The organism is Chromobacterium sp. ATCC 53434, from assembly GCF_002848345.1.
Taxonomy (GTDB): Bacteria; Pseudomonadota; Gammaproteobacteria; order Burkholderiales; family Chromobacteriaceae; genus Chromobacterium.
In genome coordinates this window covers 3,507,146-3,521,012 of sequence record NZ_CP025429.1, presented here as the reverse complement: position 1 = coordinate 3,521,012, position 13,867 = coordinate 3,507,146, and the positions used below count along the sequence as shown (strand labels likewise).

12 protein-coding genes and 3 tRNA genes are annotated in these 13,867 nt (G+C 56.3%); 6 read left to right on the top strand and 9 right to left on the bottom strand.

From position 1 onward, the window contains the following. Nucleotides 1-55 precede the first annotated feature (55 nt). From CXB49_RS15515 to CXB49_RS15505, 3 genes are all read right to left on the bottom strand, one after another. Nucleotides 56-131, bottom strand: a tRNA-Asn gene (locus tag CXB49_RS15515). Nucleotides 132-170: 39 nt separating this feature from the next. Further along, nucleotides 171-246: transfer RNA gene (locus CXB49_RS15510), tRNA-Asn, on the bottom strand. Nucleotides 247-276: 30 nt separating this feature from the next. After that, nucleotides 277-352, bottom strand: a tRNA-Asn gene (locus tag CXB49_RS15505). A gap of 221 nt (nucleotides 353-573) precedes the next feature. On the opposite strand from CXB49_RS15505, the gene CXB49_RS15500 reads away from it, so the two are divergent. The 3 genes from CXB49_RS15500 (at nucleotide 574) to CXB49_RS15490 (ending at nucleotide 3,885) form a co-directional block, all read left to right on the top strand. Further along, nucleotides 574-1,602, top strand: coding sequence for a folate-binding protein YgfZ (locus tag CXB49_RS15500; protein WP_101709243.1), 1,029 nt, complete (start codon nucleotides 574-576; stop codon nucleotides 1,600-1,602). Nucleotides 1,603-1,698: 96 nt separating this feature from the next. Then, nucleotides 1,699-2,004 (top strand): H-NS family nucleoid-associated regulatory protein, encoded by a 306-nt coding sequence (locus CXB49_RS15495; RefSeq protein WP_101709242.1) that lies wholly within the window; start codon nucleotides 1,699-1,701, stop codon nucleotides 2,002-2,004. Between the two features lie 162 nt (nucleotides 2,005-2,166). Continuing rightward, nucleotides 2,167-3,885 (top strand): hypothetical protein, encoded by a 1,719-nt coding sequence (locus tag CXB49_RS15490; protein ID WP_101709241.1) that lies wholly within the window; start codon nucleotides 2,167-2,169, stop codon nucleotides 3,883-3,885. 53 nt (nucleotides 3,886-3,938) lie between these two features. Here the strand turns inward: CXB49_RS15490 and CXB49_RS15485 are convergent, their stop codons facing one another. After that, nucleotides 3,939-5,072 carry a M14-type cytosolic carboxypeptidase gene (locus CXB49_RS15485; protein ID WP_101709240.1) on the bottom strand — a complete coding sequence of 378 codons (1,134 nt, stop codon included), beginning with the start codon at nucleotides 5,070-5,072 and terminating at the stop codon, nucleotides 3,939-3,941. A 129-nt stretch (nucleotides 5,073-5,201) separates the two neighbouring features. Then, nucleotides 5,202-5,756, bottom strand: a complete 555-nt coding sequence (locus tag CXB49_RS15480) for a phasin family protein (RefSeq protein ID WP_101709239.1) — start codon at nucleotides 5,754-5,756, stop codon at nucleotides 5,202-5,204. Between the two features lie 186 nt (nucleotides 5,757-5,942). On the opposite strand from CXB49_RS15480, the gene phaR reads away from it, so the two are divergent. The 3 genes from phaR to CXB49_RS15465 all read left to right on the top strand — a co-directional run bounded on the left by phaR (nucleotide 5,943) and on the right by CXB49_RS15465 (nucleotide 9,156). Beyond that, nucleotides 5,943-6,503, top strand: a complete 561-nt coding sequence (phaR, locus tag CXB49_RS15475; protein ID WP_101709238.1) for a polyhydroxyalkanoate synthesis repressor PhaR — start codon at nucleotides 5,943-5,945, stop codon at nucleotides 6,501-6,503. A gap of 97 nt (nucleotides 6,504-6,600) precedes the next feature. Beyond that, a complete protein-coding gene (locus tag CXB49_RS15470; protein WP_101709237.1) occupies nucleotides 6,601-7,905 on the top strand; it encodes a methyltransferase domain-containing protein in 1,305 nt (434 codons plus the stop codon). Nucleotides 7,906-8,073: 168 nt separating this feature from the next. Continuing rightward, complete coding sequence (locus tag CXB49_RS15465; protein ID WP_101709236.1) at nucleotides 8,074-9,156, top strand: ricin-type beta-trefoil lectin domain protein; 1,083 nt, start codon at nucleotides 8,074-8,076, stop codon at nucleotides 9,154-9,156. 187 nt (nucleotides 9,157-9,343) lie between these two features. On the opposite strand, the gene CXB49_RS15460 is transcribed toward CXB49_RS15465, so the two are convergent. From CXB49_RS15460 to CXB49_RS15455, 4 genes are all read right to left on the bottom strand, one after another. Beyond that, nucleotides 9,344-11,200, bottom strand: coding sequence for a prolyl oligopeptidase family serine peptidase (locus CXB49_RS15460; protein ID WP_101709235.1), 1,857 nt, complete (start codon nucleotides 11,198-11,200; stop codon nucleotides 9,344-9,346). Nucleotides 11,201-11,238: 38 nt separating this feature from the next. Next, nucleotides 11,239-12,366 carry a hypothetical protein gene (locus CXB49_RS23640; protein ID WP_158300897.1) on the bottom strand — a complete coding sequence of 376 codons (1,128 nt, stop codon included), beginning with the start codon at nucleotides 12,364-12,366 and terminating at the stop codon, nucleotides 11,239-11,241. Between the two features lie 29 nt (nucleotides 12,367-12,395). Then, complete coding sequence (locus CXB49_RS23635; protein ID WP_158300896.1) at nucleotides 12,396-12,608, bottom strand: hypothetical protein; 213 nt, start codon at nucleotides 12,606-12,608, stop codon at nucleotides 12,396-12,398. A gap of 693 nt (nucleotides 12,609-13,301) precedes the next feature. Continuing rightward, the gene (locus tag CXB49_RS15455) at nucleotides 13,302-13,547 is read right to left on the bottom strand and encodes a hypothetical protein (protein WP_199406702.1); all 246 of its coding nucleotides are present in this window, start codon (nucleotides 13,545-13,547) and stop codon (nucleotides 13,302-13,304) included. Between the last annotated feature and the right edge of the window lie 320 nt (nucleotides 13,548-13,867).

The following is a 13,867-nucleotide window of genomic DNA, read 5'->3' as shown; positions in this document are numbered from 1 at the left end:
AGTGGGAAAGGCCAAACGAAAAAGCCGCAGCGTTTCGCTGCGGCTTATCGTATTCTGGCTCCCCGAGCAGGGCTCGAACCTGCGACCTGCGGATTAACAGTCCGTCGCTCTACCAACTGAGCTATCAGGGAACAAAACTTGGAATTCGTATGCCTTTTCAAGGCGGTATGTGGCTCCCCGAGCAGGGCTCGAACCTGCGACCTGCGGATTAACAGTCCGTCGCTCTACCAACTGAGCTATCAGGGAACACATGATACTCAACTCGCCAGGGTTAACTGGCTCCCCGAGCAGGGCTCGAACCTGCGACCTGCGGATTAACAGTCCGTCGCTCTACCAACTGAGCTATCAGGGAATTGAGTGAGGGCGAACTATATACGGAGCCGGGTTGGGCTGTCAATGCTTGGCGGGGCAAAAAGTGCCGCTATCGGCTCGTTGCGGCAGCGCTTGGCAGCTAGGTTGTTGTTGTGACAGGATATTTTGCTATGTGGCGCGCGCGCGGCAGCGGATGGCTGGCGATGCGATGGCGCTTGGCGTTAAGATCGCGCATCGAAATCAATTAGGGAGCCGCAAGGAATGAATGCATTCTGGGACGAATGGCTGCGTCAAAAAGGCGTGGCGAGAGATGGGGAAGGCAAATTGCCGACGGCGCAGCATCTGCAGCAGGTACAGGCCTTGAAAAACGGATCGGCGCTGGCTCCGCTCGATAATTACGCCGTGATCCGGGTGGAAGGCGACGACGCAGAAACTTTCCTGCAAGGGCAATTGTCCAGTGATATTCGGGATGTGAAAGACGGGCGCGCGCAGTACAGCACCTATTCGACAGCCAAAGGCCGGATGCTGGCCAGTTTCCTGATCTGGCAACAGCAGAACGCCTATTATTTGATGGTGTCGATCGATGTCGCCCAGGCGATTGCCAAACGGCTGGCGATGTTTGTCCTGCGTTCAAAAGTCAAGGTTAGCCTGGTGGAAGACTGCTCCCTGCTGGGTCTGTCCGGTCCGCGCGTGGAGCAGATATTGCAGCGGTATTTCCCGGATGTTGAGTCCTGGCTTGAATTGCAGCAGCAGGCAAGCGGCGATGCGAGCCTGGTGAAGTTGCGTCAAGGGGTGTATTTGCTGGCCGGGGCCGGCGCTTTGCCGAAAGATATCGCCGCGGCGGATGAGTGGCAGGCGGTGGCGCCCGAAGTATGGGCGCTGCACGATATCGAGGCCGGCGTGGCGTGGGTGACTTTGGCAACCCAGGAACAGTTCGTGCCGCAAATGGCGAATATGGAATTGATCGGCGCCGTCAATTTCAAGAAAGGCTGCTATCCGGGACAGGAAATCGTGGCCCGTAGCCAGTATCTTGGCAAGATGAAGCGCCGGATGTTCAAGGTTCAGTTTGCTCAGCCGCTGCTTGCCGGTTGCAAGTTATATAGCCCTCAATTGCCGGCGCAGTCTGTCGGTATGCTGGCGGCGGTTTGCCAAGTGGACGAAGAACGTTATCTCGGACTGGCTGTCGTGCAGTCGCAAACCTGGTCTGACGGGGTATTCGCCGATGAGGGCCATACTATTGCCTTGCAGGCGCTGGAATTGCCTTATCCATTGGAGTCCGTGACTGAATAATGGGTAATCTGTTTTCTTTTTAATTCTTGACTTGTCCCAATTGTATTGGCTACATTACATCCTGTAATTGGGAACCAATAATTCAAGGAACATCTCATGGATCTGTCCAAACTGGAATTTACCGCGCTGGTGGCGTTGAAGGGTGAAGTCGAGAACGAAATCAAGCGCCGCGAAGTGGAAGAAAAGTCCAAGGCCAAGAAGCAGATTATCGAGCTGGCCCGCGCTTACGGCCTGAGCGTGGAAGACGTGTTGAGCAAGTCCGTCGTTGTGCGCAAGCCGGTGGAAGCCAAATATCGCCATCCGGACAGCGCCGACCTGACCTGGACCGGCCGCGGCCGCAAGCCGGCCTGGGTGCAGGCCTGGATCGACAGCGGCAAGTCGCTGGACGCGCTGACCATCTGAGTTTGGACCCGCACTGTATGAAAAAAGCGCCTTCCGGGCGCTTTTTTTTGACCTGTAGGCCACGCTGCGATAGTGTTTGGCCGTTGCTATAACGACTTGTAGCAGTGCCGAGATCGCGATGCCGAGGCATTGCCCGGATGTTGAACGAGACTGGACAAAAGCATGCTGGATTTCTTTTCGAGGGGGTCCAAGGGCAAGCCGGATCCCCTGACCAACGCCGTGACGGCCAAGGCCTATGCAGATGCCCTGAAGCTGGAGTTCGGCGCGGCCACCCATGACCGGGTAAGCGATCTGCTTGGCGGCCTCAATTCGCCGTCGCTGGAATTGTCGGCCGATCTGCTGGAAGCGGTGCTGACGCTTAATCAGGAAACCCAATCGCTGCACGACAGCCTGTGCGTGCAGTACCTGATGAACAGCCGCATGCCCAAGGTGCTGGAAAGCCAGTTGCGCGGGCAGATTCTCAATTATGGCAAGCAATTTACCGATTTCTATCAATATGCCTTGCCGGTGGTGGCCGACAGCCCCAATGGCGTGAAGATTCAGGGGTTATTGCCGCTGGTGCTGGCGCGGATGATGTATTACCTGACCGAATACGCGCGTTGGCAATATATCCGTAACTTTCAACCGGACGAGGTTTTCTGGCTGAATGTAAATCAGCTGTACCGGTTGGCCGAACAGCGCGGTTTCGACTCGCAACCGGTTTTCCTGTTTGGCGACAAGACCGCCGCCACCACGGTGCAGGACCTGTATCTGGTATTGCAGATGTTGTCGGTGACGTGCAACGGCAACCTCAGCGTTCGCCAGACCAATTTTTCCTACGAGTTGCTGGCGTTGCTCAGCAACCGGATGACATTGAAGAAATCCTATTTCGCCGAGGCGAGCTTCGGCGTCGCCCTGAGCGATCCGCGACCGGCCTCTCGGGTTCATGAGGCCGGCGGCGAATGGAGCCGCTACTGGAGTACCACCGACCTGGTCGAGATGCTGCATGGCTGGGCGGTGGTGATGGAGGCCGGTCGCATCCCACCGGACCTGAAGCGCCTGGTGGAGCCGGGCATCGATGCGGGCCTGTTGCGGGTGCTGACCCGGGAATGGGCGCCTCGAGCGGTGGTGTTCGAGCGGGCCGAGCGGGTGGCGGTCAGCAACCGCCAGGTCGAGGTGGCGCACCGGTTGACGGTGCTGCACAAATTGATCCGCAAGCCGGACGAGGAGACGATGCAGTCGCCGCGAATGGGCGAGCGGGATACCTACGACGATGCCGCCAATCTCCGGATTTACGGCTTCGTCACTAGCCGCAAGCGCGACAAATCCTTGTCGCCGACGCCGGGCAGCAGCTCCCTGTCGCTGTCCGGAGAAACCGGGGAGTCGGCCGCGCCGAGCGAGTTCCTGAAATGGGAACTGGAGAATATCAGCCAGACCGGGCTAGGCGTGTCGCTGGACGTGATGGGCAATGAGTGGGTGGGGCTGGGCGGCTTGATCGGCTTTCGCGAGTCGGACAACGACAGCTGGAGCCTCGGCATCATCCGGCGAGTCAAACGCACCGGCCGGGAGCGGATCTATCTGGGCATAGAAAGCCTCAGCAGCCGGCCGCTGGCGGCTTCGCTGCGCCCGACCGACGCCAGGCTGATCGATCCGACGCTGCCGCCGGACCAGGTATGGCTGGCCGGCCACATCAGCCTCTTCATGCCGTACCGGCGCGCCGGCAAGCTGATCAACGCGCTGATCCTGCCGTTGTCGCTGTACATGCTGGGCAAGCAGTTCTACATGACCGCCCGCGGCAAGCACTTCCAGATCGCGCTGGGCAAGGTGCTGGAAAAGGGCAGCGACTGGTGCATGGCCGAGGTGGAGCTGGTGAAGACGCTGGATAAATTGCCGGTGGGCTGAGCAGGGCATGAAAAAAGCCGGCGTTTGCCGGCTTTTTTCGTTGCTGACGCGTCTTATCCGCGCACCAGCTCGTTGACCACCGCGTACAGCGGCGACAATACCGCTTCGCCCAGGCGCAGGCTGCGCTGGCCGCTCCAGCCAAAGTCGTCGTCGGGCAGGTTGTTATTGTCCTTGAACGGCATTTCCAGCGTGAAGGCGAGACAGCCGAATTGCTCGCACACCCAGTTGGTGGCGATGCCCATATTGGCCTGACCGGCTTCGTTGCGCGGGTAGCCGTGCTCGGTCTGGAAGTCCGGGCTGGCCAGCAGGAAGTGGTGGCGGAAGCTGTCGGCCAGCTGCTCCAGCTTGGCGTTCCACGACGGCACGCCCTCGGTGCCGGCCAGGAACACGTAAGGGATGTTCTCGTCGCCGTGGATGTCCAGGAACAGATCGACGCCGGTTTCCAGCATTTTCTGTCTGACGGCCAGCACTTCCGGGCTGCGTTCGGCGCTGGGTTCCGCCCATTCGCGGTTCAGATTGGCGCCGGCGGCGTTGGTGCGCAGATTGCCCAGCACCGAACCGTCCGGGTTCATATTGGGCACCACGTAGAACGTGGCCCGGTCCAGCAGCGCGCGGCTGGTCGGATCCTGCGGATCCAGCAGACGGGTCAGCAGGCCCTCGACGAACCATTCGGCCATCGTCTCGCCTGGATGCTGGCGCGCGGTGACCCAGATCTTCAGATCGGACTCGACCTCGTGGCCTATCGTCAGCAGGTTCATGTCGCGGCCCTGCACGGTGGAGCCGAGATCGGACACCTGGCACAGGCCCGAGCCTTGCGCCTGGCCGATCAGGCTCAGGTGCTGCTCATAGGAGTACGGTTCGAAGTAGGCGTAGTAGATGCTGCCCGACAGCGGCACGTGTTCGATCACCATCACGCCGTCTTCGTAGCGGGTGGGGACGCGGAACCAGTTGACGCGGTCGTAGGAGGCCATCGCCTGGTAGTCGACCCAGCCTTGCGGATAGGCGCACTCGGCGGCATTGAGGAAGCGGAAGGTGCAGTGTTGATAGGCAGCCCCTTGCACGCGGAAGTAGAACCACTGGGCGAACTCGGCCGCGTTGTCGCGGCGGATGCGCAGCTGGATGTCTTCAAGGTGGTCGGTGGCGACGATTTCGATACTGCCGGCGTCGAAGTTGCTGCTGATCTTCATGGGTGGACCTGTGGGGCTTGCTCGATACTCTGGAATCGGGATTGTAACCCCGCGAGCGGGCTGCGCGCATCCGTTATAAAGAGAAAACCCCGCGTCGGGGCGGGGTTCGGTGCGCGAGTCCGGTCGGACTCAGACGGTGGCGCCGCGTTTGGCGGACTGTTTCACCGCGTCGACGGTGGCGCTGGTGGCGGCCTTGACGCTGCTGTCGGTGAACTCGGCCACTTGTTGGGCGGCCTTGCTGAAGGTGTTGACGGCGGCGGCGGCGGCGGCGACCGAGGTCTTCACCGCGTTCAGCGTGGCGTCGGAGCCGGCCGGGGCGTTCTTGGCGACCGATTCGATGGAGTTGATCAGCGACTTGTTGAACAGGCCGACGCTCTCTTCGATCAGCTTGCTCAGTTCGCTCTGCGCGCCGGATACCACTTCATACAGATTGCGCGAGTGGCTGACGATCTTGTCCACAGACTGGGTAGCCAGCTTGTTCAGATGGTTGACCGCGTCCTGGGCATCCTTGAACTCGGCCAGTTGGCGGGCGGCCTTGGTATTGTCTTCCAGCGACTGTTTGGATACTTCCAACTGCAGCTTGATCAGCCGCTCGGAGCTGTCCAGGGCGATCTGGGCGAAGCGCAGCGTCGATTCGAGGCCGGTCAGCGAGAGCTTGTTCAACTGTTCATTATTGAAGGACATGGTGTAAAACCTCCATTGCGTGGAAAATGGGGTCCAACGATTTCCGTGTGGGATGATTGTGCGCCGCACAATGACGTGGAAATGTAGCACACCGTATTCCGGGGTGATAGAAGATTTACTCTAGCCTGTTGTATTTATGTTAGATTGCCAGCGTACAACGCCATGACAATAAACCAGGAGCGTTAAATGAGTGTTGAGAAACGGGTCATCAAGAAGTACCCGAACCGTCGTTTGTACGATACGGCCACTAGTTCCTACATCACGCTGGGCGATGTCAAGCAGCTGGTTCTGGACAATGTGGACATCCAGGTGCAGGACGCGAAGACGCAGGAAGACATCACCCGCAGCGTGTTGTTGCAGATCATCCTGGAAGAAGAAAACGGCGGCATGCCGATGTTCAGCTACGAAGTGCTGACCCAGTTCATCCGCTATTACGGCCAGGCCATGCAGGGCATGATGGGGCCGTTCCTGGAGAAGAACCTGCAGTTGTTCTCGCAGTTGCAGCAAAAGATGCAGGAGCAGACCCGCGCGATGTACGGCGAAAACGCCATGCTCAACACCTCGCTGTGGGGCGAATTCATGAAGCTGCAGGGCCCGGCGATCCAGAGCATGATGGCCAATTACATGGAACAGAGCACCGGCATGTTCCTGGAAATGCAGAACCGGATGCAGGAACAGACCAAGCAGCTGTTCGGCGGCTTCTCGTTTCCCGGCTACCCCGGCGCGGAAGACAAGGACAAGCCCTGAGTGGCTTGGGCCGGCGCCGTCGGCGCCGCGGCTCACCCGATATCGGCCGGAGGCAGGGATGCCTCCGGCTTTGTCTTTTTGACGGACGGGAGACGCGATGAGTACGGAAGATCCACGCTTGAGCGACGCCCAGCGCCTGCATCTGGCGGGTGAGCTGGCAGCGGCCGAGTCCAGCTATCGCGCGCTGATCGTCGATGGTCCCGCCGGCGCCGCCGCGCGTCATTGGCTGGGTTTTCTGTTGCTGCAGCAAGACCGGCTGACCGAGGCGCGGCAACTGCTGGCGCAGGCGGTGGCCGACGATGGCGGCCACGCCGAATGGCATTTCAACCTGGGCATGGCCTGCGCCCGGCTGCGGCGGCGGGACGAGGCCATCGCCGCGTTGAGGCAGGCGAGCTCACTTGACCCCGCCGGCTACTTCTACTGGACCAATCTGGCGGCGCTGCTGGACGAAGACGGGCAGCAGGCGCCGGCCGAGGAGGCTTGCCGCCGCGCGATCGCGCTGGATGCCGTCCGTCCGGACGCCTTTCACTTGTTGACCGGGCTGTTGCTGCGCCAGGGTCGTTACGACGAGGCCAGGCGCAGCAATGCCGAAGGCGTGCTGGCCGAGCCGCCGCAGCGGGCGGCGCCTGTCGCGCGGGCGCAGGCCCTGGTCGAGCTGGGACGGCGGGCCGAGGCCCGGGCCTTGGCCGAGGATTGGCTGAACGGCCGGCCGGACCACCCGGCGGCGAGCCACTGGCTGGCGGCTTTCGGCTGGCGCGAGACGCCATCGGCCTGCAGCGCCGCCTACGTCGGCCAGACTTTCGATGCCGCCGCCGCCGATTTCGATACGACGCTGGGCGCCCTGCATTATCGCGGGCCGCGGCTGGTCGCCGACTGGCTGAAAGCGGAGGAGCTTGCGCCGCGTTCGCTGCTGGCGCTGGACCTGGGCTGCGGTACCGGCTTGGTCGGCGCCGAACTCCGGCCGTTTGCGAGCGAGCTGATCGGCGTGGATCTCAGCGCCGGCATGCTGGAGCAGGCGCGCGCCAAAGCGGTGTATGACGCGACGGTGCAATCCGAACTGCACGATTTTCTGGCTGCCGATCAACGGCGCTACCCATTGATCGCCTGCATCGACACATTGATCTATCTGGGCAGCCTGGACAGGCTGTTCGCGCTGCTGGCGACGCGGCTGGCCCCGAACGGCGCGCTGCTGTTGAGCGTCGAGCGGCTGGCCGACGACGATGACGGCGATTACCGGCTGCATCACTGCGGCCGTTACCGGCATGGCCGGCGCTATCTGTCCGAGGCGCTGGGCAGGGCCGGTCTGCGCGCCGCCGCATGGCGCGAGATCATTCTGCGAGAGGAGGCCGGTTGTCCGGTCGAGGGCTGGTTTGTTTGCGCCCAGTATAATGACGATAGGTAATTTTCCAGCATGGTGTAAACGCATGGAAATTTTTAACTTGCAAGCTGTTATTATCAGTTTGGATTTTTAAAGCCTGTTCACGATCTTTTTGCGGCGTCGGCCGTTTTCTGCCGGATGGCGTGATGGCTCCATCCGCTCACAGCGCGCGCCGCGCCGAGAGGATACGCCATGAGTCTGAAATCCGCCGTTCCCGTTTTGCTGCTGTTGTCACTGGCGCCGATGGCGCATGCCGCGGGCAAGACGCCGGGCACCTACACCCATTACCGCTTCCCGACCGGCACCGCCGGCCTTGACGCCGTCGATTTCGAGATCACCGTCGATCGCGATCCCGGTTATTCCGCCAATGTGTACTGGGCCAACCAGTTCGATCTGGTTGGCACATCCGGCGCCTACGCCGGCATGCAGAGCAATGGCGGCAGCCAGCGCACCTTCCTGTTTTCCGCCTGGGACACCACCGACGCCAAGGCCGGCTCCGCCGGCAGCTATTGCCTGACCTTCTCCGGCGAGGGCAGCGGCCGCAGTTGCCGCATCCACGTCGACTGGAACCAGGGACACCGCTATCGCTTCCATGTCGCTTACGAAGGCGGCGGCTGGCTGGGTGTCACCGTCAGCGATCTGACTGCGGGGACTTCGTTCAAGCTCGGCAGCATCAAGACCGCGTCGAACAAGATTTCACCGAACAATATGGTCAACTGGACCGAGTACTTCGAATGGAACAACAACCGTTCGACCTGCCTTGGCCAGCCGTATAGCCAGGCCACCTTCGCCTTGCCGCGCGGTACGGCGGGTGGTCGCGAAGTGGCTGCGGCCATCAGCGGCACCTCGGTTAGCAAGGCCTGCCCGGACTTTTCCAAGGCGAGCGCGAAGGCCGGCGGCAGTGCGCAGCAGAACGCCATCGGCAACAGCGTCCGCGCGCCGATCAGCAACGGCGGCCGCTGCCTGGACGCCAGCGGCGGCCTGGGCGAGGGCGTGGCGGCGATTACCTACGGCTGCACCGGCGGTAGCAACCAGTCCTGGGTATATGCCCGCGATGCCACGCTGCAGTTGCAGAACAATTATTGCCTGGAAGAAAACGCGGCCGGCGTGAAAGTGGCCAGTTGCAGCGGCAACAGCCGCTGGCAGCTGAGCGGCGGCCAGATCCGCAGCAAGCAGAGCGGCCTGTGTCTGAGCGCCAATGCGACCGGCCAGCCGGTGACGTTATTGCAATGCGGCGGAGCTGGGAATCAATTATGGTCCACACCGGCGCGTTGAACTGGTGATGCTGCGGCGTTGTGAGAGGAAACGAAACCGGAAAGACACACAGGCAACGGTATGAGATTCAGAGGTGGGGATGGCTTGCCGGTAATATGGTTTGGAGGCAGCCCTGAGAAGCGGTTGCAAATAATTTAGGTGGTTGGAGCTCTGTCGCGAATCCATTCATTGATGGTGAAGCATGCGCTCATAGAAAGCGTAGAAACCATCTGGTAATGTACTCATATATCAGGGCCTGATTTTCCTTGTCGGAAATGCAATGCCCTTCATTTGGGATGCTTAGTAAGCCGGAGTCCTTTTTTAGTGTTGTAAGTTTTTTAAATGCGGCGAGTGATTCCGTATATGGCACATTGCCATCATTTTCTCCATGTATCAATAAAATAGGGGCGTTAAGAGATGCTAGCTTGTAATAAGGAGATAGTGATTTAAGTAATGCGAAATCCTTTTTCGGGTTGCCATACTCTCGTTTTGATATTTCTGCCATGTACGGTGTCGTGTTTTTGAAGAATGTCAAAAAACTTGACATTCCGCAGGTGCTAACTCCGGCGCCAAAGTATTCTGGAAATTCCATCATGCCCATCATAGTCATATAACCACCGTATGAGCTACCCATGATTCCAATTCTCCCTGCAGTGCTTAGGCCTTTTTTTAGTATCCATTCAACACAGTCCTTGATGTCGTGAACCGCATTTTTCCGCAAAATTCCATTATCCATTTCTGCGAACTTCTTGCCAAATCCGGTGGAGCCTCTGACATTGGGGGCGAAAATGGCAATGCCGGTTTTCAGCAAGAATTGATAAAGTGGGTTGAATGCTGAAGTTTCCTGTGCTTCCGGTCCACCATGAAAAGAAATCACAATGGGTCCGGGGCGGCTCGTGATAGAGCGGGCCTGATATAGCCAGCCAGACATCTCAAGTCCATCGCTCGCCTGCAAGGTAATATATTCCGGTTCTACAAAGTCTCTATTGAGTGATGACAGTATGACTTTATCTGGATTGATATCCAGGTCGAGAGCATGAATGGTGCTCGGCATCGTGGCGCTGGACGATGAAATGGCGATTGTTTTTCCATCGATGGCCGACGATAGTTCTCTGATGTGGGCGAATGCCCGTTTTCTCCTGGTTTGCAATTGACTTCCTATAAGCTTGTAAGTTTCCAGCATAGTGGATCTGGGAGTGGTCCAGCACGCTGCGGCAGCGGTCCTTTTTTTTAGCATTGAAAAAAGTGTCAAATCTGCGTTTTCGTATGCTTGGATTATGGCTGGCAGCATTGGAGAATCTTCAATGGTCGAGATGATGCCTAAGTAGTATCGATCTGAATTTATATTGCTGACGATATAGATGTATTTTTCACATTGAGAAAACTGCGCAAAATGTATTTCAGCCTCCAGACTAAGCGGTATGAGTGGTTTGGCTTCTTGAGTGGAACAATCAACTAGATACAAATGGGATAGGCCACGCTCTGGGCGATTGATGATCAAGGCTTTGCGGCCGTCTCTGGACGAGTCTGCGAGCCAGCTTCTGCCCCGAGCTATGAAGAGTGGTCGCCATGCCAAGGTATCATCAATGATGTAAAGCCCTCGTGGTGTTTTATCAAAGCCAGAGACCCAAACTACAAGGTTGTCTATATTTTTCATCCAGCCGGATGCCTGGCATATGGTATTCGGAATCTGAATTTGCCTTATTGTTTCTCCTGCTGAATTGATAGTGAGTACTTGCGTGTTTATGGAGCCATCCAGAGAGACATCCAAGGAGAGTTTTTCACTTGATGGTGATACCTTTAGTGACGAGACGAACGAATTGTGCTTGTATAACTGAATCTCATCGCCATTGGCGATGTTTCTGGACATGATAGATGAGCCTGCTTTTTCATTCTTTATATAATAAATATATTTCCCATCATATGACATCTGTAGAGAAAAGCAGTCTGCTGGTTTTGTCAGATACTGTAGTAGCTGATTTTGATCGGTAGTGAGTGCCGGTAGGTTTTTTCCAGTACCATTGGCTTCATATCGAGGTTGAGCTGGGGCAATAGAGTTTTGCATATTCAATCCTTGATTTCAGGCAAGTGGTGCTCTGGTGTTTATAATAGTTTTAAGCTTTTTTCGGAGGTTTTAGGAATTAAACCTTCATGATTTTTAGTATTTTGAATTATATGTTTGAAATATTTGATAAATTCTGGATTGGATACTGTATCAGTAAGCGATTTGATTGATTTTTCTTGAAGATTGAGGTCTTGCGTGAAGAAAGAGCAAAATTTTTTAAGTATGTTATTGTTTTTTAATGCCTGATCTAAGAAAAGAAACTGCCCTGCTTGATTAATCTCCAGAAAAAACACTTCTCCCTTTTTGTTGACTGCTAAGTCAATGCAGGAAAATTCAAGATTCATTTCCTTCATTAATTTCAGACAACAAGATGTTACCTGTGATGATAATGTAAATGGTTTTATATTGTGAGTATCTAAGTGCGAATCTGACATTTTTTTACGTTCATCCCGCATTATTTTTGCGGCAATGAGATCTTTTCCAAGAGCGACTATTCTTATTTCATAATCAATATCTATTTTATATTGATATATGTAAGGCATAGCGTGCAGTGTCTGCTCATTACCTAAGTCACTCTCATTCAATTTTTCCACAAAAACAGCCCCAACCGCTCCGCTATCTAGTTCAATGCACTCAGGCAGTAAAGGCTTGGCAATTATTTCGCCATGTGCTTTTTGAAAAAATTCTTTTATTTGAAAAGAATCATTTGATATCAAGGTGGGAGGGATTTTAAAGCCGCATTTTTTTGCTATTTTCAACTGTAATGGCTTGTATTCGGCCTTGCGCCAACTCTCTAGCGGGTTGATCCATCGGCACTGTCGAAGTAAGTGCTGGATGTATTCAAGAAACCAACGACTCTGTCTTGTTGCGCTCTGTATATCTAAAGGGTGAAGGGTTTTGGGGATGGCAGGTATGGGCGCTTTTCGGTTCCAGATGGAGGTATAGTTAGCTTTGAAAATGTCAGTATTTTCAACGTAAAAGGATTCAGTGTTGTTTTCGATGCAATATGATATTTGTTGAAATGCTGGAAACTCTGATGGATGCCATAGGTCGACAAAATAACCAGCCGACTTTAATGAAAATGAAACCATTGCGGCATGTAAGTCGAGTGGGTGGGAGATGATCAGTAGTCTTTTTTCATGGTTTGTGCATTTGGCAGCCTCCATATGAATTATATAGAGGCTGCTAAATCAAGCTAATACATTATGGAAATGTCTCCACCGCCGGCGTATTGAGATGTAGCGGCATCGGGCATCATTGCCCCTCCTATTGCAAGTTCTAATTCAGCTGCCGGAATTTCACGCATCAGGATCGTTGCCAGAGTACGGATGGCCATCGGGTCTTTACTTGATGTAGAGTCGCTTGCCGCATCGGTATTTGCATACTGCAAGTCATTTGTAGAATTCATGGAAAATTCCTCACAAAGTAATTAGGCATCATCGATGATGTAGGGGTAGTCTGAGATTTGAAAATGCCGGTGTCAATCCGCTTTGGATGGGAAATGTCTGAAATTTAACTGGCAATGAAATACTTGCATTGTGCCTATCGCTATTTTTGCGGGCTCGCATTGTGTAGGAACATGTCTGCGCCAGACAGATCATTGATTGGCATGTCAGTCATCGTAAACATGAATACATGTCTACTTTACTGGGTGGGTGCATAAGGTGGCATTCCGCTTTATTGGACGGGCGACGATGGACAAAGGTCGATACCTGCCATGTAGGCGATGGCGTTGATCTTGATGCCAACGCTTGCATGAGCTCGGCGCAGCTAACAGAGTCAGCGTTATGTCAGCGGCGAGACGCGCCGAGGCAGCCAGTACAAGCAGCATGGCAAGCCTCGCCGCGCAGTATCGGGATGATTGTTGAGCGCCCTGGCTTGTGAGCTGCCGGGATTTGAACGGGTAGTTGCAACGGCAGCAGCCGCTGGCCGCTGAGCAGCGGCCAGATTCACAGCGAGCGGGGAGGGTTGGGCCTGAGCGCCGATACGACCGGCCTGTCGGTGACCTCGCTGCAATGTGGCGGAGCCCGCAATCAATCGTGGTCCATGTGGCGCGTTGAACCGATAAGGCTGCGCCGCCGTTTGGCCTGGCATCGGCCGGCTAGCCGATGGCCGCCTTGTACAGCTCGTCGAATATCGCCATGCCGTTCGGGCCGAGCAAGGCCGTCTTGACCGGAGCCCAGGCATGGTTGGCGGGGCCGAAAGCCGTGGCCAGGGCAGTGTGCTCCTGTTGAGTGGGCGTATAGATTCTTACGCCTAGTTTGGCGAATTCCTGGATGCAGTATTTTCTGGCGTCCTGAAAGGCAGCAAAGGCCTTCAATATCGATCGTCTGCTTAAGGTCGCCATTGCCGAACCGGTTCAATTCGGTACAGCCGCGTGGGCGGCGTGCCGGCAGTCGATGCGATGGGGACCGCGCGCCCGCCGGTCGCGGATTGGCGCCGTGGTGGGACGGAGGCGACGCATGTGGATTGATTCATGCCGGCTCCTTTGTCGACGGGGGGCAATAACTCGCTGCGGCTGAACGCAACGCCAGATACGGCGGGTGAGGGGGCGGTTCATCCGTCACCATGGCCGCACCCTTTCCCGATGCGTCGCCCGGCTGAATGTGTCGGCTAGCGCAGATCAGGCTTAGCCAATTTATTACGGATCGGCTGCCGGCTACCTGC